The organism is Streptomyces daghestanicus, assembly GCF_020521275.1.
GTDB classification, from domain to species: Bacteria; Actinomycetota; Actinomycetes; order Streptomycetales; family Streptomycetaceae; genus Streptomyces; species Streptomyces griseoviridis.
Map to the genome: position 1 here is coordinate 260,480 of NZ_BNDX01000010.1, position 23,105 is coordinate 283,584.

The 23,105-nt window shown below is 72.4% G+C and carries 22 protein-coding genes; 14 read left to right on the forward strand and 8 right to left on the reverse strand.

The features are described from left to right. Nucleotides 1–88: 88 nt before the first annotated feature. Complete coding sequence (locus Sdagh_RS20200) at nucleotides 89–937, reverse strand: cupin domain-containing protein (protein ID WP_189421797.1); 849 nt, start codon at nucleotides 935–937, stop codon at nucleotides 89–91. Continuing rightward, nucleotides 934–1,476: an RNA polymerase sigma factor gene (locus tag Sdagh_RS20205; protein ID WP_189421796.1), complete on the reverse strand. Its 543-nt coding sequence runs from the start codon at nucleotides 1,474–1,476 to the stop codon at nucleotides 934–936. The genes Sdagh_RS20200 and Sdagh_RS20205 overlap by 4 nt, the downstream gene beginning before the upstream one ends. A 445-nt stretch (nucleotides 1,477–1,921) precedes the next feature. Between Sdagh_RS20205 and Sdagh_RS20210 the strand changes: the two genes are divergently transcribed. From Sdagh_RS20210 to pstB, 7 genes are all read left to right on the forward strand, one after another. Then, nucleotides 1,922–4,279 carry an RNA degradosome polyphosphate kinase gene (locus tag Sdagh_RS20210; protein ID WP_370594900.1) on the forward strand — a complete coding sequence of 786 codons (2,358 nt, stop codon included), beginning with the start codon at nucleotides 1,922–1,924 and terminating at the stop codon, nucleotides 4,277–4,279. Nucleotides 4,280–4,769: 490 nt separating this feature from the next. Continuing rightward, nucleotides 4,770–5,876, forward strand: coding sequence for a CHAD domain-containing protein (locus Sdagh_RS20215; protein WP_190078067.1), 1,107 nt, complete (start codon nucleotides 4,770–4,772; stop codon nucleotides 5,874–5,876). A gap of 41 nt (nucleotides 5,877–5,917) precedes the next feature. Next, nucleotides 5,918–6,355 carry an NUDIX hydrolase gene (locus Sdagh_RS20220; protein ID WP_226535475.1) on the forward strand — a complete coding sequence of 146 codons (438 nt, stop codon included), beginning with the start codon at nucleotides 5,918–5,920 and terminating at the stop codon, nucleotides 6,353–6,355. Nucleotides 6,356–6,596: 241 nt separating this feature from the next. After that, a complete protein-coding gene (gene pstS, locus Sdagh_RS20225; RefSeq protein WP_189421794.1) occupies nucleotides 6,597–7,721 on the forward strand; it encodes a phosphate ABC transporter substrate-binding protein PstS in 1,125 nt (374 codons plus the stop codon). 133 nt (nucleotides 7,722–7,854) lie between these two features. Further along, nucleotides 7,855–8,859: a phosphate ABC transporter permease subunit PstC gene (pstC, locus tag Sdagh_RS20230; RefSeq protein ID WP_190011566.1), complete on the forward strand. Its 1,005-nt coding sequence runs from the start codon at nucleotides 7,855–7,857 to the stop codon at nucleotides 8,857–8,859. After that, nucleotides 8,856–9,923 carry a phosphate ABC transporter permease PstA gene (gene pstA, locus Sdagh_RS20235; protein ID WP_189421792.1) on the forward strand — a complete coding sequence of 356 codons (1,068 nt, stop codon included), beginning with the start codon at nucleotides 8,856–8,858 and terminating at the stop codon, nucleotides 9,921–9,923. The genes pstC and pstA overlap by 4 nt, the downstream gene beginning before the upstream one ends. A gap of 37 nt (nucleotides 9,924–9,960) precedes the next feature. Next, nucleotides 9,961–10,737, forward strand: coding sequence for a phosphate ABC transporter ATP-binding protein PstB (gene pstB / locus Sdagh_RS20240; protein WP_189421791.1), 777 nt, complete (start codon nucleotides 9,961–9,963; stop codon nucleotides 10,735–10,737). 337 nt (nucleotides 10,738–11,074) lie between these two features. Here pstB and Sdagh_RS20245 read toward each other — a convergent pair whose 3' ends face one another. Together Sdagh_RS20245 and Sdagh_RS20250 are read right to left on the reverse strand one after the other, a co-directional pair. Then, nucleotides 11,075–12,073: an inorganic phosphate transporter gene (locus tag Sdagh_RS20245; protein ID WP_190011564.1), complete on the reverse strand. Its 999-nt coding sequence runs from the start codon at nucleotides 12,071–12,073 to the stop codon at nucleotides 11,075–11,077. A 9-nt stretch (nucleotides 12,074–12,082) separates the two neighbouring features. Continuing rightward, nucleotides 12,083–12,703: a DUF47 domain-containing protein gene (locus tag Sdagh_RS20250; protein ID WP_189421789.1), complete on the reverse strand. Its 621-nt coding sequence runs from the start codon at nucleotides 12,701–12,703 to the stop codon at nucleotides 12,083–12,085. Between the two features lie 269 nt (nucleotides 12,704–12,972). Between Sdagh_RS20250 and Sdagh_RS20255 the strand changes: the two genes are divergently transcribed. Next, complete coding sequence (locus Sdagh_RS20255) at nucleotides 12,973–13,326, forward strand: metal-sensitive transcriptional regulator (protein ID WP_189421788.1); 354 nt, start codon at nucleotides 12,973–12,975, stop codon at nucleotides 13,324–13,326. A gap of 20 nt (nucleotides 13,327–13,346) precedes the next feature. On the opposite strand, the gene Sdagh_RS20260 is transcribed toward Sdagh_RS20255, so the two are convergent. Continuing rightward, nucleotides 13,347–13,520, reverse strand: a complete 174-nt coding sequence (locus Sdagh_RS20260; protein ID WP_190011563.1) for a hypothetical protein — start codon at nucleotides 13,518–13,520, stop codon at nucleotides 13,347–13,349. Between the two features lie 71 nt (nucleotides 13,521–13,591). Further along, a complete protein-coding gene (locus Sdagh_RS20265) occupies nucleotides 13,592–14,443 on the reverse strand; it encodes an SCO4651 family lipoprotein (protein WP_189421786.1) in 852 nt (283 codons plus the stop codon). A gap of 79 nt (nucleotides 14,444–14,522) precedes the next feature. On the opposite strand from Sdagh_RS20265, the gene Sdagh_RS20270 reads away from it, so the two are divergent. Continuing rightward, complete coding sequence (locus Sdagh_RS20270; protein WP_370594901.1) at nucleotides 14,523–14,720, forward strand: hypothetical protein; 198 nt, start codon at nucleotides 14,523–14,525, stop codon at nucleotides 14,718–14,720. 97 nt (nucleotides 14,721–14,817) lie between these two features. Next, nucleotides 14,818–16,410, forward strand: a complete 1,593-nt coding sequence (locus tag Sdagh_RS20275; protein ID WP_190078060.1) for an FAD-binding oxidoreductase — start codon at nucleotides 14,818–14,820, stop codon at nucleotides 16,408–16,410. A gap of 50 nt (nucleotides 16,411–16,460) precedes the next feature. On the opposite strand, the gene Sdagh_RS20280 is transcribed toward Sdagh_RS20275, so the two are convergent. Both Sdagh_RS20280 and Sdagh_RS20285 read right to left on the reverse strand, forming a co-directional pair. Further along, nucleotides 16,461–17,177 carry a phosphatase PAP2 family protein gene (locus Sdagh_RS20280; RefSeq protein ID WP_190011561.1) on the reverse strand — a complete coding sequence of 239 codons (717 nt, stop codon included), beginning with the start codon at nucleotides 17,175–17,177 and terminating at the stop codon, nucleotides 16,461–16,463. Nucleotides 17,178–17,395: 218 nt separating this feature from the next. Continuing rightward, nucleotides 17,396–18,352, reverse strand: coding sequence for a bifunctional lytic transglycosylase/C40 family peptidase (locus tag Sdagh_RS20285; protein ID WP_190011608.1), 957 nt, complete (start codon nucleotides 18,350–18,352; stop codon nucleotides 17,396–17,398). A 534-nt stretch (nucleotides 18,353–18,886) separates the two neighbouring features. On the opposite strand from Sdagh_RS20285, the gene Sdagh_RS20290 reads away from it, so the two are divergent. From Sdagh_RS20290 to Sdagh_RS20305, 4 genes are all read left to right on the forward strand, one after another. Next, the gene (locus Sdagh_RS20290; RefSeq protein ID WP_062723864.1) at nucleotides 18,887–19,195 is read left to right on the forward strand and encodes a DUF8827 family protein; all 309 of its coding nucleotides are present in this window, start codon (nucleotides 18,887–18,889) and stop codon (nucleotides 19,193–19,195) included. Between the two features lie 186 nt (nucleotides 19,196–19,381). Next, the gene (locus Sdagh_RS20295; protein WP_189421782.1) at nucleotides 19,382–20,185 is read left to right on the forward strand and encodes a DUF8175 domain-containg protein; all 804 of its coding nucleotides are present in this window, start codon (nucleotides 19,382–19,384) and stop codon (nucleotides 20,183–20,185) included. Then, a complete protein-coding gene (locus tag Sdagh_RS20300) occupies nucleotides 20,175–21,545 on the forward strand; it encodes a hypothetical protein (protein ID WP_190078061.1) in 1,371 nt (456 codons plus the stop codon). The genes Sdagh_RS20295 and Sdagh_RS20300 overlap by 11 nt, the downstream gene beginning before the upstream one ends. Then, complete coding sequence (locus Sdagh_RS20305; RefSeq protein WP_190078062.1) at nucleotides 21,542–23,101, forward strand: SCO6880 family protein; 1,560 nt, start codon at nucleotides 21,542–21,544, stop codon at nucleotides 23,099–23,101. The genes Sdagh_RS20300 and Sdagh_RS20305 overlap by 4 nt, the downstream gene beginning before the upstream one ends. The last annotated feature ends 4 nt before the right edge of the window (nucleotides 23,102–23,105 follow it).

The window sequence follows — 23,105 nt, forward strand, 5'->3', positions numbered from 1 at the left end:
CCTGTCACGCGTGGATGGCCGGCAACGGATGCCGGAGAAGGCCGGTGAGCGGACGGCGGCCGACCGCGGTCGGCGCACGCCTTCGCGGTCAGTGAGCGGACGGCGACCGGTCGAACCGGTCCCGTACGAGGAACAGCACCCCCGCGGCGGCCACGGCGACGCCCGCGCACACGCCCTGCCCGGCCGCGGTGAACGGCGCGAGCGGCCCGCCGCCGGGCTCCCGTGCCGCCTCCGCGGCCAGCAGCAGCGCGATCCACCCGCCGCCCACCGCCGCGGGGGCCGCCACCGGGCCCAGCCGGGGCGTCAGCGCCAGCCCGGCCCCGGTCAGCGCCAGCGCGGGCAGCAGCCAGGCCAGCGCCCGCAGCCCGTACGCCGGCAGGGCGAGCGTCGCCAGCCCGTTCAGCCCGATCCCGACGGCCAGCACGGCGACCGTACGGATCATCAGCAGCCGGAACCCGTGCAGCGGCGCCACCACCGCGATCTCGTACGTCGGGTCCATCGCGGGCCCGTACGACAGCGCCACCCCGGCCAGCGGCAGCAGCGGCGCGAGGGCGAGGAACAGCGTCGGCGACCCGTCCGGCGCCCCGGTCGTCAGGACCGCGGCCACCGACATCGCCAGCACCGCCGCCACCGCGCCCAGCCAGGAGCGGCGCAGCACGGGCGTGGCCGTCAGCAGCCGCGCCACGTGGTCCGGCACCCCGAGCCGCACCAGCAGCCCCTCGCACCAGCCCGCCCGGGGCGCGTCCAGCTCGGCGTCGAGCCGCAGCCACCCGGCGTCCACGTCCACCGGGCCGGCCGCCTCCGCCAGCCCCGCACGGCACCGCGCGCAGGCGGCCAGATGGGCGTCGGCGGACCACAGCGCGGGCGGCGCCAGCGTGCCCCGCGCGTACGCCCGCAGATCGTCGTCCGGAACGTGCCAGTCGCCGTGTCCCGTCATGCCAGGGCCTCCCGCAGTTGCTTGCGGGCCCGCATCGCCCGCGTCTTGACCGTGCCCGGCGGGATGCCGAGCAGGACGGCCGCCTCGCGGGTGGTCAGCCCGTCGACGACCGTCGCCTGGAGCACCGCGCGCAGCTCGGGCGAGAGCCGGACCAGCGCCCCGGCGAGGTCACCGTGCTCGACGCCGGCGAGCACCCGCTCCTCCGCCGACACCTCGTCCCGGTGCCGCAGCCGCGCCAGCGCCTGCCGCAGCCGTCCCCGCGCCCCGTCCCCCCGGAGCACGTCGATCAGCCGCCGCGACCCGATCCGCCACAGCCACCCCGCGACGTCGCCGTCCTCCCGGTACCGGGCGCTGCCGCGCCACACCGCGAGGAAGGTCTCCTGCACCACGTCGTCGACGATCCCGGGATCGGCGCAGCGGCTCCGCATCCGGGCCGTCAGCCAGGGGGCGTACCGCCGGTACAGCTCCTCGAAGGCCCGCCGGTCCCCGTCGGACGCGACGGCCCGCAGCAGCTCCCCGTCGCTTCTCGTCTCGCTCACATCCCCTCATCGCACGACCGCCCCCGACCGGTTCACGGACACCCAGCCCCCGATCCCACCCGCCGGAACCCACAGCCCCCGCACCACCGGCACCCGGCCACGGGACGCACTCCCGCCCCACCGCCCGCAGCCGCCGTACGACCGGCACCCGACCACGACACTCCGGGCCCCACCACCCGCCCGCAGCCGCCGTACGACGGGAGCGGGTCGTGGGGGTGCGGCGCAGCCCGCCGCTCACCGGGTCGCGGGAAACCCCGCCTGGCGGCGTCCCGCGCGTCCGACGGCGGCGGGCTCGCCGTGCCCCCGCCGCCCCGACCCACCCACCGGAGCCACGGCGCACGGAACAACCCGGCGGCCCCGCCCACCACCCCCGAGCCGCCCCCCGCTATCCCTCACGCCATCTCCCCGTAACCGCCGATTCAGATGAGCTTGCGACCCTCGCCGAATGAAGCCCGCCGTGCCCGCGCCTGGGCCACCCCCGCACAGGCCCGCGCTCCCTCCCGCGAGGTCCGACGCCTCCGACGCGCCTGTCCTGCCCCCGGCGCGGAAGAATGGGTTCATGAGCCAGCCGAACACCCGGGCAGAGGTCCAGCACACGCAGCCCTCCGTGGGCTCCATCGCCGCGCACCGCCCGCACACGGTCGCCGCCACGGTCTCCGACCTGGAGCCGGACATCGACTCCGACCTCGACGATTACGAGGAGACCCAGGACAGCCGCAACGACGGCCGCGTCCCGCTCCCCCAGGGCCGCTTCCTCGACCGCGAACGCAGCTGGCTCGCGTTCAACGAACGCGTCCTGGAACTCGCCGAGGACCCGAACACCCCCCTCCTCGAACGAGCGAACTTCCTCGCGATCTTCGCCAGCAACCTGGACGAGTTCTTCATGGTCCGCGTCGCCGGCCTGAAGCGCCGCATCACCACCGGCGTCGCCACCCGCTCCGCCTCCGGCCTCCAGCCCCGCGAGGTGCTGGAGATGATCTGGGCGCGCTCGCGCGAGCTGATGGCCCGGCACGCCGCCTGCTTCCACGAGGACGTCGCCCCGGCCCTCGCCGAGGAGGGCATCCACCTGGTCCGCTGGTCGGAGCTGGCCGAGAAGGAGCAGGGCCGCCTGTTCACCCTCTTCCGGCACCAGATCTTCCCGGTCCTCACCCCGCTCGCGGTCGACCCGGCCCACCCCTTCCCCTACATCTCGGGCCTCTCCCTCAACCTCGCGGTCGTCGTCCGCAACCCGGTCACCGGCCACCGCCACTTCGCCCGGGTCAAGGTCCCCCCGCTGCTCTCCCGCTTCCTGGAGGCGTCCCCGGGCCGATACGTCCCCATCGAGGATGTCATCGCCGCCCACCTGGAAGAACTCTTCCCGGGCATGGAGGTCCTGGAGAGCCACGCCTTCCGCGTCACCCGCAACGAGGACCTGGAGGTGGAGGAGGACGACGCCGAGAACCTCCTCAAGGCCCTCGAGAAGGAACTCATGCGGCGCCGCTTCGGCCCCCCGGTCCGCCTGGAGGTCGAGGAGAGCATCGACCGCGAGGTCCTGGACCTCCTCGTCCGCGAGCTGAAGATCACCGAGGCGGAGGTCTACCCCCTCCCCGGCCCCCTGGACCTCACCGGCCTCTTCCGCATCCACGGCCTGGACCGGCCGGAGCTGAAGTACCCGAAGTTCATCGCCGGCACCCACCGCGACCTCGCCGAGGTCGAGTCCGCCTCCGCCCCCGACATCTTCGCCGCGCTGCGCAGCAGGGACGTCCTCCTGCACCATCCGTACGACTCGTTCTCCACGTCCGTCCAGGCGTTCCTGGAGCAGGCCGCGGAGGACCCGGACGTCCTGGCGATCAAGCAGACGCTGTACCGCACCTCCGGGGACTCCCCCATAGTCAACGCGCTGATCGACGCCGCCGAGGCCGGCAAGCAGGTCCTCGTCCTCGTCGAGATCAAGGCCCGCTTCGACGAGCACGCCAACATCAAGTGGGCGCGCAAGCTGGAGGAGTCCGGCTGCCACGTCGTCTACGGCCTGGTCGGCCTGAAGACGCACTGCAAGCTCTCCCTCGTCGTACGGCAGGAGGGCGAGACCCTCCGCCGCTACAGCCACGTCGGCACCGGCAACTACCACCCGAAGACGGCCCGCCTCTACGAGGACCTCGGCCTGCTCACCGCCGACCCGCAGGTCGGCGCGGACCTGTCCGACCTGTTCAACCGGCTCTCCGGCTACTCCCGCCGCGAGACGTACCGCCGGCTCCTGGTCGCCCCCAAGTCGCTCCGCGACGGCCTGGTCGCCCGCATCCACAAGGAGATCCAGCACCACCGCGCCGGACGCCCCGCCTCGGTCCGCATCAAGGTCAACTCGATGGTGGACGAGGCGATCGTCGACGCCTGCTACCGGGCGTCGCAGGCGGGCGTCCCGGTCGACGTGTGGGTGCGCGGCATCTGCGCCCTGCGCCCCGGTGTGGACGGTCTCTCGGAGAACATCCGGGTCCGCTCCGTCCTCGGCCGGTTCCTGGAGCACTCCCGCGTCTTCGCCTTCGGCAACGGCGGTGAGCCGGAGGTCTGGATCGGCAGCGCCGACATGATGCACCGCAACCTCGACCGCCGTATCGAGGCGCTCGTCCGGGTCACCGACCCGGCCCACCGGGCGGCCCTGAGCCGTCTGCTGGAAACCGGCATGTCCGACACCACCGCGTCCTGGCACCTCGGTCCGGACGGCGAGTGGACCCGGCACGCGACCGACGCGGACGGCCACCCCCTGCGCAACGTCCAGGAGATGCTCATAGACGCCCGGAGGCGCCGGCGTGGCACAGCGACACCTTGACCCGACGCCCTACCCGGTCCCGGCCGGCCCGGTGCCGCCGGGCGGCTACGCCGCCAGAGGGGCGCGAGGAACCGCGCCCCCGGCCCGTCCCGGCCCGCGCCAGGACGGCGCCCCCGCCCGTCCGGCGGACCACCCCACCCCACCGCCCGAACCGGCACCACCGGCCCCCACCACCGCACCGGACCGCCCCGCCGCCCCCGTCCGCACCACCACACCGGACCACCCCACCCCACCGCCCGAACCGGCACCACCGGCCCCCACCACCGCACCGGACCGCCCCGCCGCCCCCGTCCGCACCACCACACCGGACCGCCCCGCGGCACCGGACCACACCACCGCACCGGCCCTCTCCGTACCACCGGACCGCCCCGCCGCCCCCGTCCGCCCCGCGCCCCCACCCCGCACCAACGCACCGGCCCAGCCCTCCGCCCCGGACCGCACCCCGCCCGCCCGGCCCGCTCCTGGCCGGCCCGCCCCGACAGACCACTCCATGCGAACCGACCGCACCCCGCCCGCCGCCCTCCGCCCGGACCCGTCCGCCCCGGCCGACCGGAAGCCCCCGCCCGGCACGGCCGGCCGCACCGCCCCGGAGTTTCCCGTGGACGCCGACGCCCTCGCCGGTTACCTGCGCGCCCAGGCCACGGAGTTCCTCCGCGCGCTGCGCCTGCACCGGGAGAACGGTGCGGGCGCCACCGCCCCGGACGGCTCCGCCGACGCCGTGCGCGCCCTGCGCCGCGCCGCCCGCCGCATCAGCGGCAGCCTGCACACCTTCCAGACGCTGCTCGACGCCGCCTGGGCGGAGGACATCCGCCCCGAGCTGGCCTGGCTCTCCGGCACGCTGGCCCTGGAGCACGCCTACGCGTCCCGCCTGGAGCGCCTGCTCCAGGCCCTGCACCGGCTGTCCGGCCCGGCCTCCGCGCCCTTCCCGGAGACGCCGGCGGGCATCCCCGCGCAGCAGGCCGGACCCGAGCGCGGCGCCCTCACCGTGGGTGCGGCCAAGGCGGGCGCCCTGCTGGACCGCCAGCTGACCCTGGCCCGCACCCGCGCCCACTCCACGGCGCTCCAGGCCCTCGGCAGCAGCCGCTTCCACGCGGTCGCCGACAAGGTCGCCGTCCTGGCCAGCGACGTCCCCCTGGCGGCGGGCGCGGCCGGCGCCGACCTGCGCCCGCTGGCCGCCGCCGCCCGGGACCGTCTCGTCGACGCCGTGGCCGCCCTGCCCCTGGTCACCGCGGGCAGCCCGTACAACGCGGAGGCCCTGGTCCACGGCCTCTCCCCGGACCCGTCCCCGCACCCGCAGGACACCCCCTGGCACCAGGTCCGCCTGCTGCTGCGGCTGCACCGCTACGCCCGGGAGGTCGTCGCGTGCGGCGACGCCCCCGTCGGCGTACGCCTGCTCGCCGCCGGCGAGGCCCTCGACCGGCACCGCGACGCCGCCGAGGCCGCCGCGGCCGCCGCGCAGGCGGCCCGCACCCCGCGGATCGCCCCCGCGACGGCGTACGCGCTGGGCGTGCTCCACGCCGACCAGCGGCATGAGGTGGAGGCGGCGCGGTACGCGTTCCAGCACTGCTGGCACAAGGAAGCGGCCGGCACCCCCTAGCACCCGGCACCCCGTACCCCCGGCACCCAGGCGAGGCGACAGTGAGCAGCAGCCCCGAAGACCCGGACGGCACCACCCCGGTCCTGGCGGCCGGCTGCGTCCTGTGGCGGCGTTCGCCGGCCACCGGCGCCCTGGAGATCTGCCTGGTCCACCGCCCGAAGTACGACGACTGGTCGCACCCCAAGGGCAAGCTGAAGCCCGGCGAGGACGCCCTCGCCGGCGCGCTGCGCGAGGTCGCCGAGGAGACCGGGCACACCGCCGCGCCCGGCCCCGAGCTGCCCACCGCGCGCTACCTGGCCGACGGCCGGCCCAAGGAGGTCCGCTACTGGGCCGCCGAGGCCGTCTCCGGCGCGTTCGCACCGAACGACGAGGTCGACCGCGTCCTGTGGCTGACGCCCGCCGCCGCCCGCGCCCGCCTCACCCGACCGAGGGACCGCACCCTGATCGACGCCCTGCCGGCCGGTATCTCCCTGCCATAGTCGGCGTACCGCGGCACCCCGCCGGAATCACCCCGTGTCCTCGACGTGAGCGTTCCGTTACCTCACCGCACCGTCCCCAGGGGTTCACCCCCCGTTCACGTACGGCCATCGGCGGCTTCACCTGTTCTGCCTACTTTCGGCCTTACCCGATACGGGTCGCACTACGAAAACGCGTCCGTATCGCTCAGTCCTCGCACGCCGCCGAATTCAGGACGGCGGCTCTCGGAAGGAACTCCCTCAAGTGAAGCTTCAGCGCATGAACCGGCGGGCCCTCGCTCTCGGTGCTCTCGCCGTCTCCGGCGCCCTGGCCCTCACGGCGTGCGGCTCCGACGACACGAGCGACACCGGCTCCGGCGGCAGCGCCTCCGCGAAGGCCAGCAGCAGCGTCGACTGCGGTGACGCCTCCGGCCAGCTCCAGGCGTCCGGCTCCTCCGCCCAGAAGAACGCGATCGACGCGTGGGTGAAGGAGTTCGCCGCGGCGTGCTCGGGCGTGCAGATCAACTACAACCCCACGGGTTCGGGCGCCGGCGTGACCGCGTTCACCCAGGGCCAGACCGCCTTCGCCGGTTCGGACTCCGCGCTGAAGCCCGAGGAGATCACCGCCTCCAAGAAGATCTGCTCCAACGGCCAGGGCATCGACCTGCCGATGGTCGGCGGCCCGATCGCGGTCGGCTTCAACGTCCCCGGCGTCGACTCGCTGACCCTGGACGCGGCCACCCTCGCCCAGATCTTCGACAGCAAGATCACCAAGTGGAACGACGAGGCGATCGCCAAGCTCAACCCCGACGCCAAGCTCCCCGACCTGAAGATCCAGGCGTTCCACCGCTCGGACGAGTCCGGCACCACGGACAACTTCACCAAGTACCTCAAGGCCGCCGCTCCCGGCGACTGGAGCTACGAGCCGGGCAAGTCCTGGGAGGCCAAGGGCGGCCAGTCCGCGCAGGGCTCCTCCGGCCTCGCGCAGCAGGTCACCCAGACCTCGGGCGCCATCTCCTACTTCGAGCTGTCCTACGCCGAGGGCATCAAGACGGTCGACATCAAGACCGAGGCCGCCGAGCCGGTCAAGGCCACCGTCGAGAACGCGACCGCCGCGATCGGCGCCGCCAAGGTCGTCGGCACCGGCAAGGACCTGGCCCTGGAGCTGGACTACACGCCGTCCGCCGCGGGCGCGTACCCGATCACCCTGGTGACGTACGAGATCGTCTGCGACAAGGGCAACAAGGCCGAGACCCTGCCCGCCACCAAGGCGTTCCTGAACTACATCGCCTCCGAGGACGGCCAGGGCCTGCTGGCCGAGGCCGGCTACGCCCCGATGCCCGACGAGATCATCACCAAGGTCCGCGAGACCATCTCGGGCCTGAGCTGACCCGAGTGCGGTCCGGCCCCCACCCGGGGCCGGACCGCACCGTCCGGTGCACCGCCGCCAGGAGCCGTCCCCCACCGGGCCGGTTCCGCCCGGGCCGCCGTACCCACGACGGCTCCGCAGACCGGAGAACCCGATGGACATATCGACACAGAACCCCACCTCACCCCCAACGCCCCAGCCGACCGAGGCCGAAGCCAAGCGCGCGGCCCGCGGCGCCACCCGCCCCGGAGACCGGATTTTCGTCGGTCTCTCCCGCGGCTCCGGCATCTTCGTCCTGGTGCTGATGGGCGCCATCGCGGCGTTCCTGACCTACCGCGCCTCGATCGCGATCAGCAAGGACGAGGCCAACTTCTTCACCAGCTTCGAGTGGAACCCGGCCGGCGTCCCGCCGGAGTTCGGCATCGCGGTCCTGGCCTTCGGCACCGTCGTGTCGTCGATCATCGCCATGGCCATCGCGGTCCCGATCGCGGTCGGCATCGCGCTGTTCATCACGCACTACGCCCCGCGCAAGCTCGGCGGCACCATCGCCTTCGTCGTCGACCTGCTCGCCGCCGTGCCGTCCATCGTCTACGGCCTCTGGGGCGTCCTGGTCCTCGTCCCGCACCTGAACGGCCTGTACGGCTGGCTCGACACCTACCTCGGCTGGACCGGTGTCTTCGAGTGGAGCGGCGGCCCGGCCCGCTCGCTGCTGGCCGTCGGCATCCTCCTCGCGATCATGATCCTGCCGATCATCACCAACGTGAGCCGTGAGGTCTTCCGGCAGGTCCCGCGGATGCACGAGGAGGCCGCCCTCGCCCTCGGCGCCACGCGCTGGGAGGTCATCCGGATGTCGGTGCTGCCCTTCGGCCGCTCCGGCATCATCTCCGCCTCGATGCTCGGCCTCGGCCGCGCCCTCGGCGAGACCATGGCCGTGGCCATGGTCCTCTCGCCGACCTTCGACATCAACGCGAGCCTGCTCGACGCGGGCGGCGGCACGTTCGCGCAGAACATCGCCAGCAAGTTCAACGAGGCCAGCCCGATGGGCCGGGACGCCCTGATCGCCTCCGGTCTCGTCCTGTTCGTCATCACCCTGCTGGTCAACGGCGCGGCGCGCATGATCATCTCCCGCCGCAAGGAGTACTCGGGGGCCAACGCATGAGCAACGCGTCTCTCACCGACCAGCGTCCGCCGAGTTCGCTGCGCGGCGCGACCCTGCCGAAGTGGTTCGCCTGGGCGGTCGCCGCCGGCGCGGTCCTGCTCGGCCTCGGCATCAGCTTCGCGGCCGGCCTGGACAGCTCCATCCAGTGGGCCCTGATCGCCGCGGTCCTCTTCGTCGCCGGCTCCTACGGCATCTCGGCCAAGGTCGAGGGCCGCCGCCAGGCCAAGGACCGCACCGCGACCAGCCTGGTCTGGGTCGCGTTCCTGCTGGCGATCATCCCGCTGGCCTCCCTGATCTGGACGACCGTCAAGCGCGGCGTCAAGGTCCTCGACGGCTACTTCCTCACCCACTCGATGGGCTACGTCCGCGACACCGAGCCCGGCGGCGGCATCTACCACGCCATCCTCGGCACGCTGGAACAGGTCGGCATCGCCACCGTGATCGCCGTGCCGATCGGTGTGCTGACCGCGATCTACCTGGTCGAGTACGGCCGGGGCAAGCTCGCGAAGGCCGTCACCTTCTTCGTCGACGTGATGACGGGCATCCCGTCGATCGTCGCGGGTCTGTTCATCCTCAGCCTGTGGATTCTCATCCTGGACATGGGCTACTCCGGCTTCGCCGGGTCGATGGCGCTGGCCATCCTGATGATCCCGGTCGTCGTCCGCTCCACCGAGGAGATGCTCAAGCTCGTCCCGAACGAGCTGCGCGAGGCGTCCCTGGCGCTCGGCGTCCCGAAGTGGCGCACGATCATCAAGGTGGTCCTGCCGACCTCCATCGGCGGCATCACCACCGGCATCATGCTGGCCATCGCCCGCATCGCCGGCGAGACCGCGCCCGTGCTGCTGCTGGTCTGGGTCACGAACCTCATCAACGCGAACCCGTTCAAGGACCCGCAGGCGTCGCTGCCGATGTACATCTACCTGCAGTTCATCAACAGCGGCGGCCAGGGCGCGGCGTACGACCGTGCCTGGGCGGCGGCCCTGACGCTCATCGCGTTCATCATGATCCTCAACCTGGTGGCCCGCGGCATCGCCCGCTGGAAGGCTCCCAAGACCGGTCGCTAAGGCCCCTCGACCCGACCCGAAAGAAGCAGTGATTCCCATGGCCAAGCGCATCGATGTCAGCGGCCTCAACGCCTACTACGGCTCCTTCCTGGCCATCGAGGACATCTCGATGACCGTCGAACCCCGCTCGGTGACGGCCTTCATCGGCCCCTCCGGCTGCGGCAAGTCCACGTTCCTGCGCACGCTCAACCGCATGCACGAGGTCACCCCGGGCGGCCGGGTCGACGGCAAGGTCATGCTCGACGACGAGAACCTGTACGGCCCCGGGATCGACCCGGTGGCGGTGCGGCGCGAGGTCGGCATGGTCTTCCAGCGCCCGAACCCGTTCCCGACCATGTCCGTCTACGACAACGTCGCGGCCGGCCTGCGCCTCAACGGCCGGTACAAGAAGTCCGAGATGGACGACGTGGTCGAGAAGTCCCTCAAGGGCGCGAACCTCTGGAACGAGGTCAAGGACCGCCTGAACAAGCCGGGCTCCGGCCTCTCCGGCGGCCAGCAGCAGCGCCTGTGCATCGCCCGCGCGATCGCGGTCGAGCCGAACGTCCTGCTGATGGACGAGCCCTGCTCCGCCCTGGACCCGATCTCCACCCTCGCCATCGAGGACCTGATCGGCGAGCTGAAGGAACGCTTCACGATCGTCATCGTGACGCACAACATGCAGCAGGCGGCGCGCGTCTCGGACCGCACGGCCTTCTTCAACCTGGCGGCCGTCGGCCAGCCCGGCAAGCTCATCGAGATCGACGAGACGGAGCGGATCTTCTCCAACCCGTCGGTCCAGGCCACCGAGGACTACATCTCCGGCCGCTTCGGATAAGACTCCTCGTGGTGCTGCATGGCGGTGCCACCACGAGGACAGGCCCGCCCCTGGCTCCCGGGGGCGGGCCCTTCTCATTCCGCGTAACCGCGGGCCTACGTGCCGCGTAACCGCGGGCAGTCGTGCCGCCCGGGGCGGCACGGGTGGGCGCGGCGGCACCGGCCCGGCGCCGCTCCGCGCGACGCCCCGCCCTCACCCCCACACCGCTCACCGCTCACCGCACAAGCACCGGCACCCACCGGCACGCACCGGCACCCACCGGCGAACCGACCCGCACCGCCCCGCACAAAGCAGAACGCCGGCACCCCCGAAGGGCACCGGCGTCAGGCGGCGCGGCTCACAGCACCGCCAGCTTCACCACCCAGAAGGCCACGGCGGCCACCAGCGCCGCCGCCGGCATCGTGATGAACCACCCCAGGATGATGTTCTTCGCGACCCCCCACCGCACGGCGTTCACCCGCTTAGTCGCCCCGACCCCCATGATCGCCGAAGTGATCACATGCGTCGTCGAGATCGGCGCGTGGAAGAGGAACGCCGTGGTGAACATGATCGACGCCCCGGTCGTCTCCGCCGCGAACCCCTGCGGCGGGTCCAGCTCGATGATCTTCCGCCCCAGCGTCCGCATGATCCGCCAGCCACCGGCGTACGTCCCCAGCGACAGCATCAGCGCGCAGACGATCTTCACCCAGATCGGGATCGCGTCGCCGTAGTCCTCGACGTCGGCGATGACCAGCGCCATCACCACGATGCCCATCGTCTTCTGCGCGTCCTGGAGCCCGTGCCCGAGCGCCATCCCCGCCGCCGACACCGTCTGCGCGATCCGGAAGCCGCGCTTCGCCTTGTGCGGGTTGGACTTGCGGAACAGCCACATGATCGCCGTCATGACGAGATAGCCGACGACGAGACCGACCACCGGCGAGATGAACATGGGCAGCACGATCTTGTCGACCACCCCGTCCCAGTACACCTTCGTCCCGCCGGCCAGCGCCGCGCCGACCATCCCGCCGAACAGCGCGTGCGACGACGACGAGGGCAGCCCGTAGTACCAGGTGACGAGGTTCCAGACGATCGCCCCGATCAGCGCGGCGAAGAGGATGCCCATGCCCGTCGAGCCGTGGGGCGTGTCGATCAGCCCCTCGCTGACCGTCTTGGCGACCCCGGACCCGAGGAACGCGCCGGCGAGGTTCATCACGGCGGCCATCGCCAGCGCCGCGCGGGGCGTCAGCGCCCGCGTCGACACCGAGGTCGCGATGGCGTTGGCCGAGTCGTGGAAACCATTGGTGTACGTGAAGAAGAGCGCGACCGCGACGGTCACGATCAGAGCGAAGGTGTCCATGACGTGGGCTCAGGACTCCTTGACCGCGATGGTCTCCACCGTGTTGGCCACGTGCTCGAACGCGTCGGCGGCCTCTTCCAGCACATCCACGATCTGTTTGAGCTTGAGGACCTCGATGGCGTCGTACTTGCCGTTGAAGAGGTGGGCGAGCAGCTTGCGGTGGATCTGGTCGGCCTGGTTCTCCAGCCGGTTGACCTCGATCCAGTACTCGGTGAGGTTGTCCATCGTGCGCAGGTTCGGCATGGCCTCGGCCGTCAGCTCGGCCGCCCGCGCCAGGACCTCGATCTGCTGCTCGACGCCCTTGGGCAGTTCCTCGACGTTGTAGAGGACGACGAGGTCGACGGCCTCCTCCATGAAGTCCATGATGTCGTCGAGGGACGACGCGAGGGTGTAGATGTCCTCGCGGTCGAAGGGCGTGATGAACGAGGAGTTCAGCTGGTGGAAGATCGCGTGCGTGGCGTCGTCACCGGCGTGTTCCGCGGCCCGCATACGCTCTGCGATCTCGGCCCGGGCGGATGCGTCCGCCCCGAGCAGTTCCATCAGGAGTTTCGAGCCCGTGACGATGTTGTCCGCGGACGCGGCGAACATGTCGTAGAAGCTCGTCTCCCTGGGGGTCAGACGAAAGCGCACGTGGGGTCCTCGGGATGCATCGGTTTCGGTCAGGCTGATGCTAGGCGCATCATCCGGCCACGGCTAACGGGCCGTCCCCCAGTGTCGCCCATCAGGCACAGTGATGAGCAGGGGGGCGGCCCGGCGTATGTTTCCGGACGCCCCGTGACGCGGCGGCCAAGGGCCCTATACCCAGCCGAATTGGTTACCATATACCCACCAGGGGTATATGACGGCGATCTGTCTCACACCGGCCGTTCCCCCACCGTTCCGTCTCACAGGAGGACGCGATGACGACCACAGAGGCCGGCGCCGGAGCGCCCTCCGACGGGTCCGCGGTGATCACGGACCACGACCGCGGCGTGCACGGCTACCACCACCGCAAGGACGAGCACCTCAAGCGGCTCCGCCGGATCGAGGGCCAGATCCGCGGCCTGCAGCGGATGGTCGACGAGGACGTCTACTGCATCGACATACTCACCCAGGTCTCCGCCTCCACCAAGGCGCTCCAGTCCTTCGCCCTCCAGCTTTTGGAGGAGCACCTGCGGCACTGCGTCGCGGACGCCGCGCTCAAGGGCGGCTCCGAGATCGACGCGAAGGTGGAGGAGGCCACGAAGGCGATCGGCCGCCTGCTGCGCACCTGACCCGGGCGCGTCCCGGGCCGTCAGCCCCGCTCACGCTCCCGTTCCTCCGCGACCCGCAGCACCTCGTCGATGCTCTCCAAGCTGAGCCGCTCCCGCGCCGCGGAGGCCGCGATGATCAGATCGCCGCACAGTTCGATCTCGGCGAGGGCCACGTGGTCCTGAACCGCCGTACCGCCGACCGGAGCCACGCGCATCACCTCGTCCCTGCCGTCACCGGCTTCCTAGAGTAGGGAGCGCCCCGCGCACGGCGCATGGCACGGACGGGCTAGTCCTCCTTGACAGCGGCCTCCTCGGCGATCTCACCGGTGTAGATGTCGTCCTCGTCCGGCAGGCGTACGGCGACGGCGGCCCCGAAGTCGTACAGCAGCGTCGTCGAGGCCACCGCGACGGTGCCCGCCCGCTCGGCGTTGACGAAGCCGAACCGGTGCCGGACCTTGCGCAGGCGGCCTCGGTCGTCGAGGTAGGCGTCGAACGGCACCCGGGCGGTGGCGAACCCTTTCGCCGCCGCCCGCAGTGCCGTGCGCGCGCTGCCCGTGGAGCGGTCGGCGGCCCGGCCCAGGTCGGCGGTGCCCCGGTAGTGGCGCACCGGCGTCCCCGCCACCGCCGTCCGCCCGACGTACTCCGCCTCGCGGGTGCCGCGCAGCACCTCCGCCGCGGCGAGCGGATCGGTGGCCCCGCCGGTCACGAGATTGCCGTCGGACAGGCCCGCCGTCTCCACCCGGACCCATTTGTCGGCGGGGACGCCGGCGCCCCGGTTCTTCATGTAGAGCGCGCCCGGCACGAGCAGCTCGGTGATGGGCGGACGGCCCTCGCCGCCCGCCGGCACGTCCGGCAGCGTCACCTTCAGCCGCCCGGTCCGCTCGCCGAAGTCGTAGACACCCCTGCCCCGGATGGTGACCCGGGTGCCGCCGCTGGCCATCTGTATCGACGTGCGCGCCTTGGCGCTGCCCGCCGCGACCAGCCGGTCGGCCGCGCCGCGCAGGGTGCGGACCGGATCGCCGGGGCGGTCTCCGGACCGGGCCCCGGCGGGTCCGGAACAGCCGCCGGCGCCCAGTGCGACGCAGGCCGCGACGCCCGCCGCGGCCAGCCGCCGGTGTGGTCCCTGCCTCCAGGTCATCGCCTGTCTACCCCCGTCCGTCGCGCCGTCTCGGGCCGCCCGTACGCAGGGCTAACGACGTGCGGGCGACGCCGGTAACGTGGTCGTCGTGGCACAGCAGGACGGCCTCGACGCCCCCCAGAACCTCCCGGACCGCACCGACCTCACCGACCACCGGACGACCACGGTCGAGCAGGGCCCCTTCTGCTCGGCCCGCTGCTCCTGCGGCTGGCGCGGCCCGGCCCGCCGGGCGAGAAGCCTGGCCCGCACGGACGCCCGCGCCCACGCCGGCACGTGAGGCGGCCGGATCACGCCGCCGCGGGCAACCTCCGGCCCCGCCCGCCCGTCTCGTTCCACGGACCCCACGGGTACGGGAGCGAGGAGACCGAGGCGACATGGACCGGCGTACCTTCCTCGGCGGCGCCGCGGCCGCCGCCCTCACGGCGGGCACCACCGCCTGCGACACGGGCACCGGCACCCGCACAGACACCGGCACCGGCACCGGCACCGGCACCGGCGGCGACAAGAACCCCGGCCGCCCGTCGGCCGGCCCCGCCGCCTCCCCCGCCGGCTCCGCCTCCCCCGCCGCCTGGGCCGCCCTCGCCCGCTCCCTCGACGGCCTCCTGATCCGCCCCGGCGACTCCGACTGGCGGTCCGCCGCCCGCCTCTACAACACCCGCTTCGACACCCTCCGCCCCGCCGCCGTCGCCTACGTCGCCCACACCGACGACATACGCACCGCCCTGGCCTACGCCCGCGCCCACGGCGTCCGCCCGGCGATCCGGGGCGGCGGCCACTCCTACGCCGGCTGGTCCTCCGGCGACGGCCGCCTGATCATCGACGTCTCCCGGCTGGACACCGTCCGCGCCTCGGGCGACGAGGCCGTCATCGGCGCCGGCGCCCGGCTCATCGACGTCTACCGCACCCTCGCCACCCGGGGCGTGACCGTCCCGGCCGGCTCCTGCCCCACCGTCGGCATCACCGGCCTGACCCTCGGCGGCGGTCACGGCGTCGTCTCCCGGGCGTACGGCCTGACCTGCGACAGCCTCACCGGGGCCACCCTCATCACGGCCGGCGGCGAACAGCTCACCGCGGACGCCGGGCGGCACCAGGACCTCTTCTGGGCGCTGCGCGGCGCGGGCAACGGCACCTTCGGCGTCGTCACCGAGCTGCGTTTCCGCACCCACCCGGCGCCGCGGGGCGTCACCGCGTACCTGACCTGGCCCTGGCCGAAGGCGGCCGACGTGCTGGCCGCCTGGCAGGAGTGGGGCCCCGGCCAGCCCGACGAGATCTGGTCCTCCCTGCACCTCGACGGCGCGGCCGGCGCCACCCCCACCGTCACCGTCTCCGCCTTCTCCCTCGGCACCTACGGCGACCTCCAGAACGCCGTCGACCGCCTCGCCGACCGCGCCGGCGCCTCCGCGAGCGGCGTCTCCCTGAACCGCCACACCTACCGCGAGGCGATGGACGCGTACGCCGGCTGCGCCTCGTACACCGACGACGCCCGCTGCCGGCTGCCCGGCACCCTCCCGGGCCGCTCTCCCGAGGGCGCCCTGGAGCGGGAGACGTACGCCGCCCGCTCCGACTTCTACGACCGTGCCCTCCCCGCGGCCGGTCTGCGCGCCCTGCTGTCGCGGCTGGAGGCGGTGCGCGGCGGCACCGGCAGCGTCGCGTTCACCGCGCTCGGCGGGGCCGTCAACCGGGTCGACCCGGACGCCACCGCCTTCGTGCACCGGCGCTCCCGGATGCTCGCCCAGTACCTGGCCGCCTGGCCGGCCGGCGAGAGCGGCGGCGCGGCCCGCTCCTGGCTGACCGGCACGCACCGCGCGATGCGCCCGTACGCGTCGGGCGCCGCCTACCAGAACTACGCCGACCCGGACCTGACGGACTGGCGGACGGCCTACTACGGGGACGCCGCGCCCCGGCTGGCGGGGATCAAGCGGCGCTACGACCCGGACCGCCTGTTCACCGGCCCCCAGATCCTGTGAGCCCGCCGGGGCCCAGTCCTCAAGACCCAGCCCCCGGGACCCCGTCGGGGTCAGGCCGCGAGATCCCGCTCCCCGGCCCCCGCGGCCTCCCGCTCCGTGCGCGCACCGGGGATCACGGCGCCCCGCCCCCCGGCCCCCGCTCGCCCCCGGGCGCTGATCAGCCACCCCACGCGCGGCGAGCGCTCCACCGCCCGGCACAGCGGCGTCAGCAGGGCCATGGCCACCGGCGACAGCAGCAGCGCCACCGCGGTGCCGAGCGCGAAACCGCCGACGACGTCGGTCGGGTAGTGCACGCCCATGTAGACCCGGCAGAACCCGCCGAGCACCGCCAGCACGATCGCCACGAGGCCGAACTTGCGGCGGGCCACGAACAGCGCGACGGCCATCGCCATGACGAGGGTGGCGTGATCGCTCACGAAGGAGAAGTCGTTCTTGCCGTCGACGAGGACTTCCAGGCCCTGGTGGTCCTTGAAGGGCCGGGGACGCTCCACGAAGCCCCGGATCGGCACGTTGACCAGCACCGCGATGCCCGCCGCGAGCGGCGCCCAGGCCAGCGCGGCGACGGCCGGGGCCGCGTCCTCGCCGCCCCGCCGCCGCACCCCCCACCAGCACCACAGCACCAGCCCGAGGATGGCGAGCAGCAGCCCGTACTCACCGGTGAACTCCATGACCCGGTCGAACCAGTGCGGCGCGGCCTTGGCCAGGCCGTTGATGTCGTAGAGCAGGTCGACGTCGGGGTTCGACCCGGATTCGGCGAGTCCAGCCATGGTGCTGCGGCCCCTTCGTCATGTTTCTCCGGCGCGCCCGCGCGCGCTCCTGCCACCCCCGTGGTGGTGAATCCGCTGGGCGTCCACCGGCTCGCACACCTACGCCAACAGGAACGCACGGTCCCCGCCGTTCCGTTCCACCCTCCACCGAATGATCACGCAGACGTTATCGAAGAGAGACTCATCACCGCAGCTCAGGGCAGCGATTCACGCTCCGCTCAGGCCCTCTTGGGGAGCGCTTTCGCGCCATCCTCGGTCACCCGGGTGGCCCCGAAGTAGTCCGGGGTGTCGATGGGGTCGAACCGGATGACCGCCCCCGTGAAGGGCGCGTTGATCATCTGCCCGCCGCCGACGTAGATCCCGACATGCCGGATGGCACGCGAATTGGTCAGGTCGTCCGAGAAGAACACCAGATCGCCCGGAAGCAGCTCGTCCCGGCTCGGGTGCGGCCCGGCGTTGTACTGGTCGTTGGCGACGCGCGGCAGCGTGATCCCCACCGAGGCGTAGGCGGCCTTGGTCAGACCCGAGCAGTCGAAGCGTCCGCCCTGGTCAGCGGTGCCGTTGCCACCCCAGAGATAGGGCGTGCCGAGCTTCTTCTGCGCGTAGTCGATGGCCCCGGCGGCCTGCTCGGAGGGATCGACCCGCGACACGGGCGCCGCGAAGCTCTCGGCGAGCGTCATGATCGTCTTGACGTAGTTCCGTGTCTCCGCGTACGGCGGCACGCCCTGGTACCGGATCACCGCGTCAGGGCCGGCGTTGTAGGCGGCCAGCATGTTTTCGGTCAAATTCCCGGGAACGCTCTTCACGTACGACGCCAGGGAGCAGTCGTAGGCGGCCGCCGACGGGATCGCGTCGGCCGGGTCCCACACGTCCCGGTCGCCGTCGCCGTCGCCGTCCACCCCGTGGATCGCCCAGGTGCCGGGGATGAACTGCGCTATCCCCTGCGCCGCCGCCGCGCTCTGCGCCTTGGGGTTGAAGCCGCTCTCCTGGTAGAGCTGCGCGGCGAGCAGGGCGGGGTTGATCGCGTCGCACGTGGTGCCGGCCTTGGCCACCAGGGGCTCGTACGCGGCGGGCACGGCCCCCTTGGCCAGTTTCTTCACCCCACCGCCGACACCGCCCGCGAGGTTGCCCGCGACCAGGTACACGCCGACGACGAGCAGCATGACGAAGCCCATCCCCAGACCGACCGCCGCACCGCCGATCACCCACACTTTTCGCACGGCTCAACCTTCCCCCATGCGGCCCCTGTTCAGCGCCTTTTCCGACAAGAGTGGCGCTTTTTCGTCCAGACACGGCCGACCTGACGTCTTGACAGCCCCTCCTCCACCCCGGAGCCGCTCACACAACAGAGGTAGCCTTCGCCCACAGAACGAGTGAACCCGCTCACCCGCCCGCCCGACGGCCCGCCCGTCCCGGAGACCTGACGGACCGTAGAAGGGCCTAACGACGAAACCACACGACAGGTTCCGCCTCCGCCTGATTGCCCGGCGTGACCTGCCGTGATACACAGAGTGATCATGTGAACACTCGCCCCGTCCCCCACGCCGGCCGAAGCGCCCGGCGTGAACCGGTGGCAAGCTGTTCGCACGAAACCCGCCAATCAATGACGCCAAGTCGACATACGACAGCGGCATTGTCGGCGACAATGATGCCTGACCTCTGCACATCCGCAGAGGATGCGGAACTACCCACCAGGGGCGGTGACTTACATGCTCTTTGCGGCCGACAAGGGAGACATCAACACCATCATCGGCGGGATCGCTCCGGACTGGGGCCCCTTCGGGGCACTGGGGAACGAAGCCAAGACGATGATCCAGGTCGTCATGGCGGTCGCCATCCTGCTCTGCCTCGGCATCGCCATCTGGGGCGCCGCCAAGCAGCGCATCGGCGCCACCGCCCTGCGCGACACCTTCAGCGCCGAACAGGGCAAGGGCCTGATCATCGCCGGCCTCACGGGCGTCTTCATCATCGGATCGCTCGGCACGCTGTTCACCATCGTCTACGGCATGGCCGTCTGACCGGCCGCCGGCCCGAGGAACCCGCTCCACCCCGTCCCACCCGCCCGTCGTGCCCCCCGGCTGAGGTTGCGTCACCCTGATGTCGAGTCACCACACCGCGCCCGCGCGGGAACCAGCACGGCTACCGTCGTACTACACGGCACGGGGCACGCACGTTCGCACGACGTCGAGGGGGCGTGACGCGGCATGAGTCTCGGAGACGACCAGGGCTCCGGCGGTTACGGCGGCACCCGCGTCCGCCTGCCCGAAGGCGACGACGGCAACCCGTACGGCACCCCGCGCCGCACCGGCCGCTCCTCCTCCCGGAGCCTGGTCACGGTGGTCGGCGTGGTCGTCGTCCTGATCGCCGCGATCGCCTTCGCAAACCGTGGAGGAGACGATTCCGCTTCCACCGCGGAATCCCCCGCCGACAAGCCCCGCACCTCCCCCACCGCCCCCACCGGCACCAAGCCGGTCCCCTCCGGCTACGCCCACGACGAACAGGGCGCCCAGAGCGCGGCGGCGAACTACGCGGTGTCCCTCGGCTCCACCGGCATGTTCACCGCGGACACCCGGCACGAGATCGTCGACGCCCTCTACACCCCGGACGCCGCAGCCGCCCTGCGCGCCCCCATGGACGCCGCCTACTCGGCCGGCTTCCTCGCCAAGCTCGGCCTGGACGCCGACGGCGCCCCGCCCAAGGGCAGCACGTTCGTCTCCCGCACGACCCCCCTGGGCAGTACCGTCCAGAAGTACAGCGCCACCGACGCCCGGGTCTCCGTCTGGTACCTCGGCCTGCTCGGCATGGCGGGCGAGAAGACCACCGACCCCGTCACCTCGTCCTACCGGACCTGGACCTTCGACCTGCGCTGGACCGACGGCGACTGGAAGATCGTCAAGGACACGCAGGAAGACGGACCGGTACCGGTCCCCGGCGACCAGAGAGCCGCCACGTCCGAAGAGATCAGCAAGGCCATCGAGGAGTACGGAGGGTTCACGTATGCCCGGTAACCCGCGTCGTGCACTCAAGCTGGCCGGCGTGGTGACGGCCGCCCAGACCACCCTCGTCCTGCTGGCGTCCCGCGCCGTCGCCGCGCCCGCCCCCGACCCCACCGGCAGCGCCTCCCCGTCGGCGTCGCCGTCACCGTCGGAGAGCGGCTTCGACTGCAGCAACATCAGCGGTCAGGCCGCCGAGTACTGCCAGGAGGGCAACGGCACCGGGAGCGGCGGCGGCCCGTCCCTGGACGTCAGCTCCACCGCCGACCCCCTCTCCTCCCTCGCCAAAGGCTGCGCCGACGCCGCGTCCTGGACCGTCGACAAGCTCAGCGAGGCCGTCAAGGACACCGCGAACGTCGACTTCACCAACCCCAAGTTCCTCCAGCAGTACGCCGTCGTCTTCGCCGCCTCGACGATCCTGACCCTCCTGCTGTGGCTGCTGGCCGTCGCCAAGCGCGCCGTCCGCGGCGTCCCCCTGGCCACCGCCCTCTCCGAGGCCGTCGGCTTCCTCTGGCTGACCGTCCTCGCCTCCGCCTTCACCCCGCTGATCCTCTACACCGTCGTCTCCGCCACCGACGGCGTCACCGACGTCCTCGCCAAGGCCACCGGCGACCAGACGGACACTTTCTTCGGCAACTTCTCCGCCGCCCTCGACAAGGGCGAGGACATCGGCGGCGGCCCGATCATGCTGATCGTCGTCTCCCTGGTCTCGATCCTCGCCGCCGGCGTCCTCTGGCTGGAACTCGTCATCCGCGCCGCCCTGCTCTACGTCGGCGCCCTCCTCGGCACGGTCGTCTACGCCGGCCTCGTCGACAAGAACCTCTGGGGCCACGTCCGCCGCTGGGCCGGCATCATGATCGCCGTCATCCTGGTCAAGCCGGTCATCGTCATCGTCCTCGGCCTCGCGGGCGCCCTCTCCGCCGACGACGGCCCCGACGCCTTCTCCGCCGTCGTCTCCGGCCTCGCGATCATCCTGCTGGCCATCTTCGCCTCCGCGATGATCTACCGCTTCGTCCCCGGCTTCGGCGACGAGATCGCCGGCTCCCGCAACAACCGCCTGATGCAGGGCGCCGAGAACAAGGCCGCCGCCGTCATCAGCTCCCCGGCCAACCTCGTCGCCCAGGGCATCCGCACCCACAGCACCCGCAGCGACGCCGGCGGCGGTGGCGGCCAGGCCGGCGGCGGGTCCTCCTCCCCCCGCCCCGCCAACCCCGCCTCCGGCGGCGTCGCCGCGCACAGCTCCCGCTCCTCGAACGGCGGCGGAACCGTCCCCTCCGCCGCACCCGCACCGCGCTCCGGCAGCCCGGTGAACACGCCCCACGCCAGCAACACCCGCAACAGCGGCACCACAAGCACAGGAGGTGACGGGCGTTGACGACCGAGTCCCGCGTGTCCCATCCGGTCACGCCCCGCCGTACGTATCTGATCGGCCGCGCCCGGCCGAACGCGATCGTCGGCCGCAACCGCGAGACCGGCGAGATCGCGCTCATCGTCGTCGGCGCGTTCCTCGGCATGATGAGCGGCCTCCTCGTCCCCGTCCTGGCCCTGCGCATCGTGCTCCTCGCCGGCTTCCCGATGCTCGCGCTCGCCGCCGTCTACGTGCCGTACAAGCACCGCACGTTCTACAAGTGGTTCGAGATCAACCGCAGCTACAAGCGCACCCTGCGCCGCGGCACCACCTACCGCTCCGGCGCCGTCGAAGCCGGCACCCGCCTCGACGGCCGCGAGGTCGAGGTCGTCCCGCCCCCCGGCATCGGCCGCATCACCTGGCTCGCCGCGCCCTTCGGCCCGGACGAGATCGCCGTCCTCCTGCATGCCGACCGCAAGACGGTCACCGCCGCCATCGAGATCGAGGGCCCCGGCGTCGGCCTGCGCGACTCCGAGGACCAGGAGGCCCTGGTCGACCGCTTCGGCACCCTGCTGAAGCACGTGGCCAACGGCGACGGCTTCGTCACCCGCATCCAGATGCTCGCCCGCACCCTCCCCGCCGACCCGGACGCGCACGCCAAGGACGTCGCCCAGCGCGGCGACGACAAGGCCCTGCCCTGGCTCCAGCAGTCCTACGACCAGCTCCAGTCCATGGTGTCGACCAGCAGTGAGCAGCACCGCGCCTACCTGGTCGCCTGCATGCACTACACCCGCGAACTGGCCGCCGAGGCCCACGCCATGGCCCGCGCCTCCCGCCCCCACGGCGGCCGCAAGCTGGACCGGGACGCCGGCCTCGCCGTCGTCATGGCCCGCGAGCTGACCGACATCTGCTCGCGCCTCCAGGAGGCCGACATCCGCGTCCGCCAGCCCCTCGGCCAGGGCCGGCTCGCCTCCCTCATCCACTCCATGTACGACCCCGACCACCCCATCGACCACATCCAGGCGATGACCAAGCGCAACGCCTGGCCGGCCGAGCTGGACGCCATGGAGCCCACGTACCTCCAGGCCAAGACCCGCGAGTCCGCCACCCGCGCCCCCTGGTGCCACGCCACCGCCTGGGTGAAGGAGTGGCCGATGACCCCGGTCGGCGTCAACTTCCTCGCGCCGCTCCTCGTCCACACCCCGGACGTCATCCGCACCGTCGCCGTCACCATGGACCTCGAACCCACCGAGGTCGCCATCGAGCGGATGCTGACGGAGAAGACCAACGACGTGGCCGAGCAGTCCCGCGCCGCCAAGATGAACCGCACGGTGGACCCCCGGGACATGGCCGCCCACGACCGCCTCGACCAGCGCGGCGAGGACCTCGCCAGCGGCGCCGCCGGCGTCAACCTGGTCGGCTACATCACGGTCTCCTCCCGCACCCCGGAGGCCCTCGCCCGCGACAAGCGGACGATCCGGGCGTCGGCCGGGAAGTCGTACCTGAAACTGGAGTGGTGCGACCGCGAGCACCACCGCGCCTTCGTGAACACGCTTCCGTTCGCCACCGGCATCCGAAGGTAGGGGC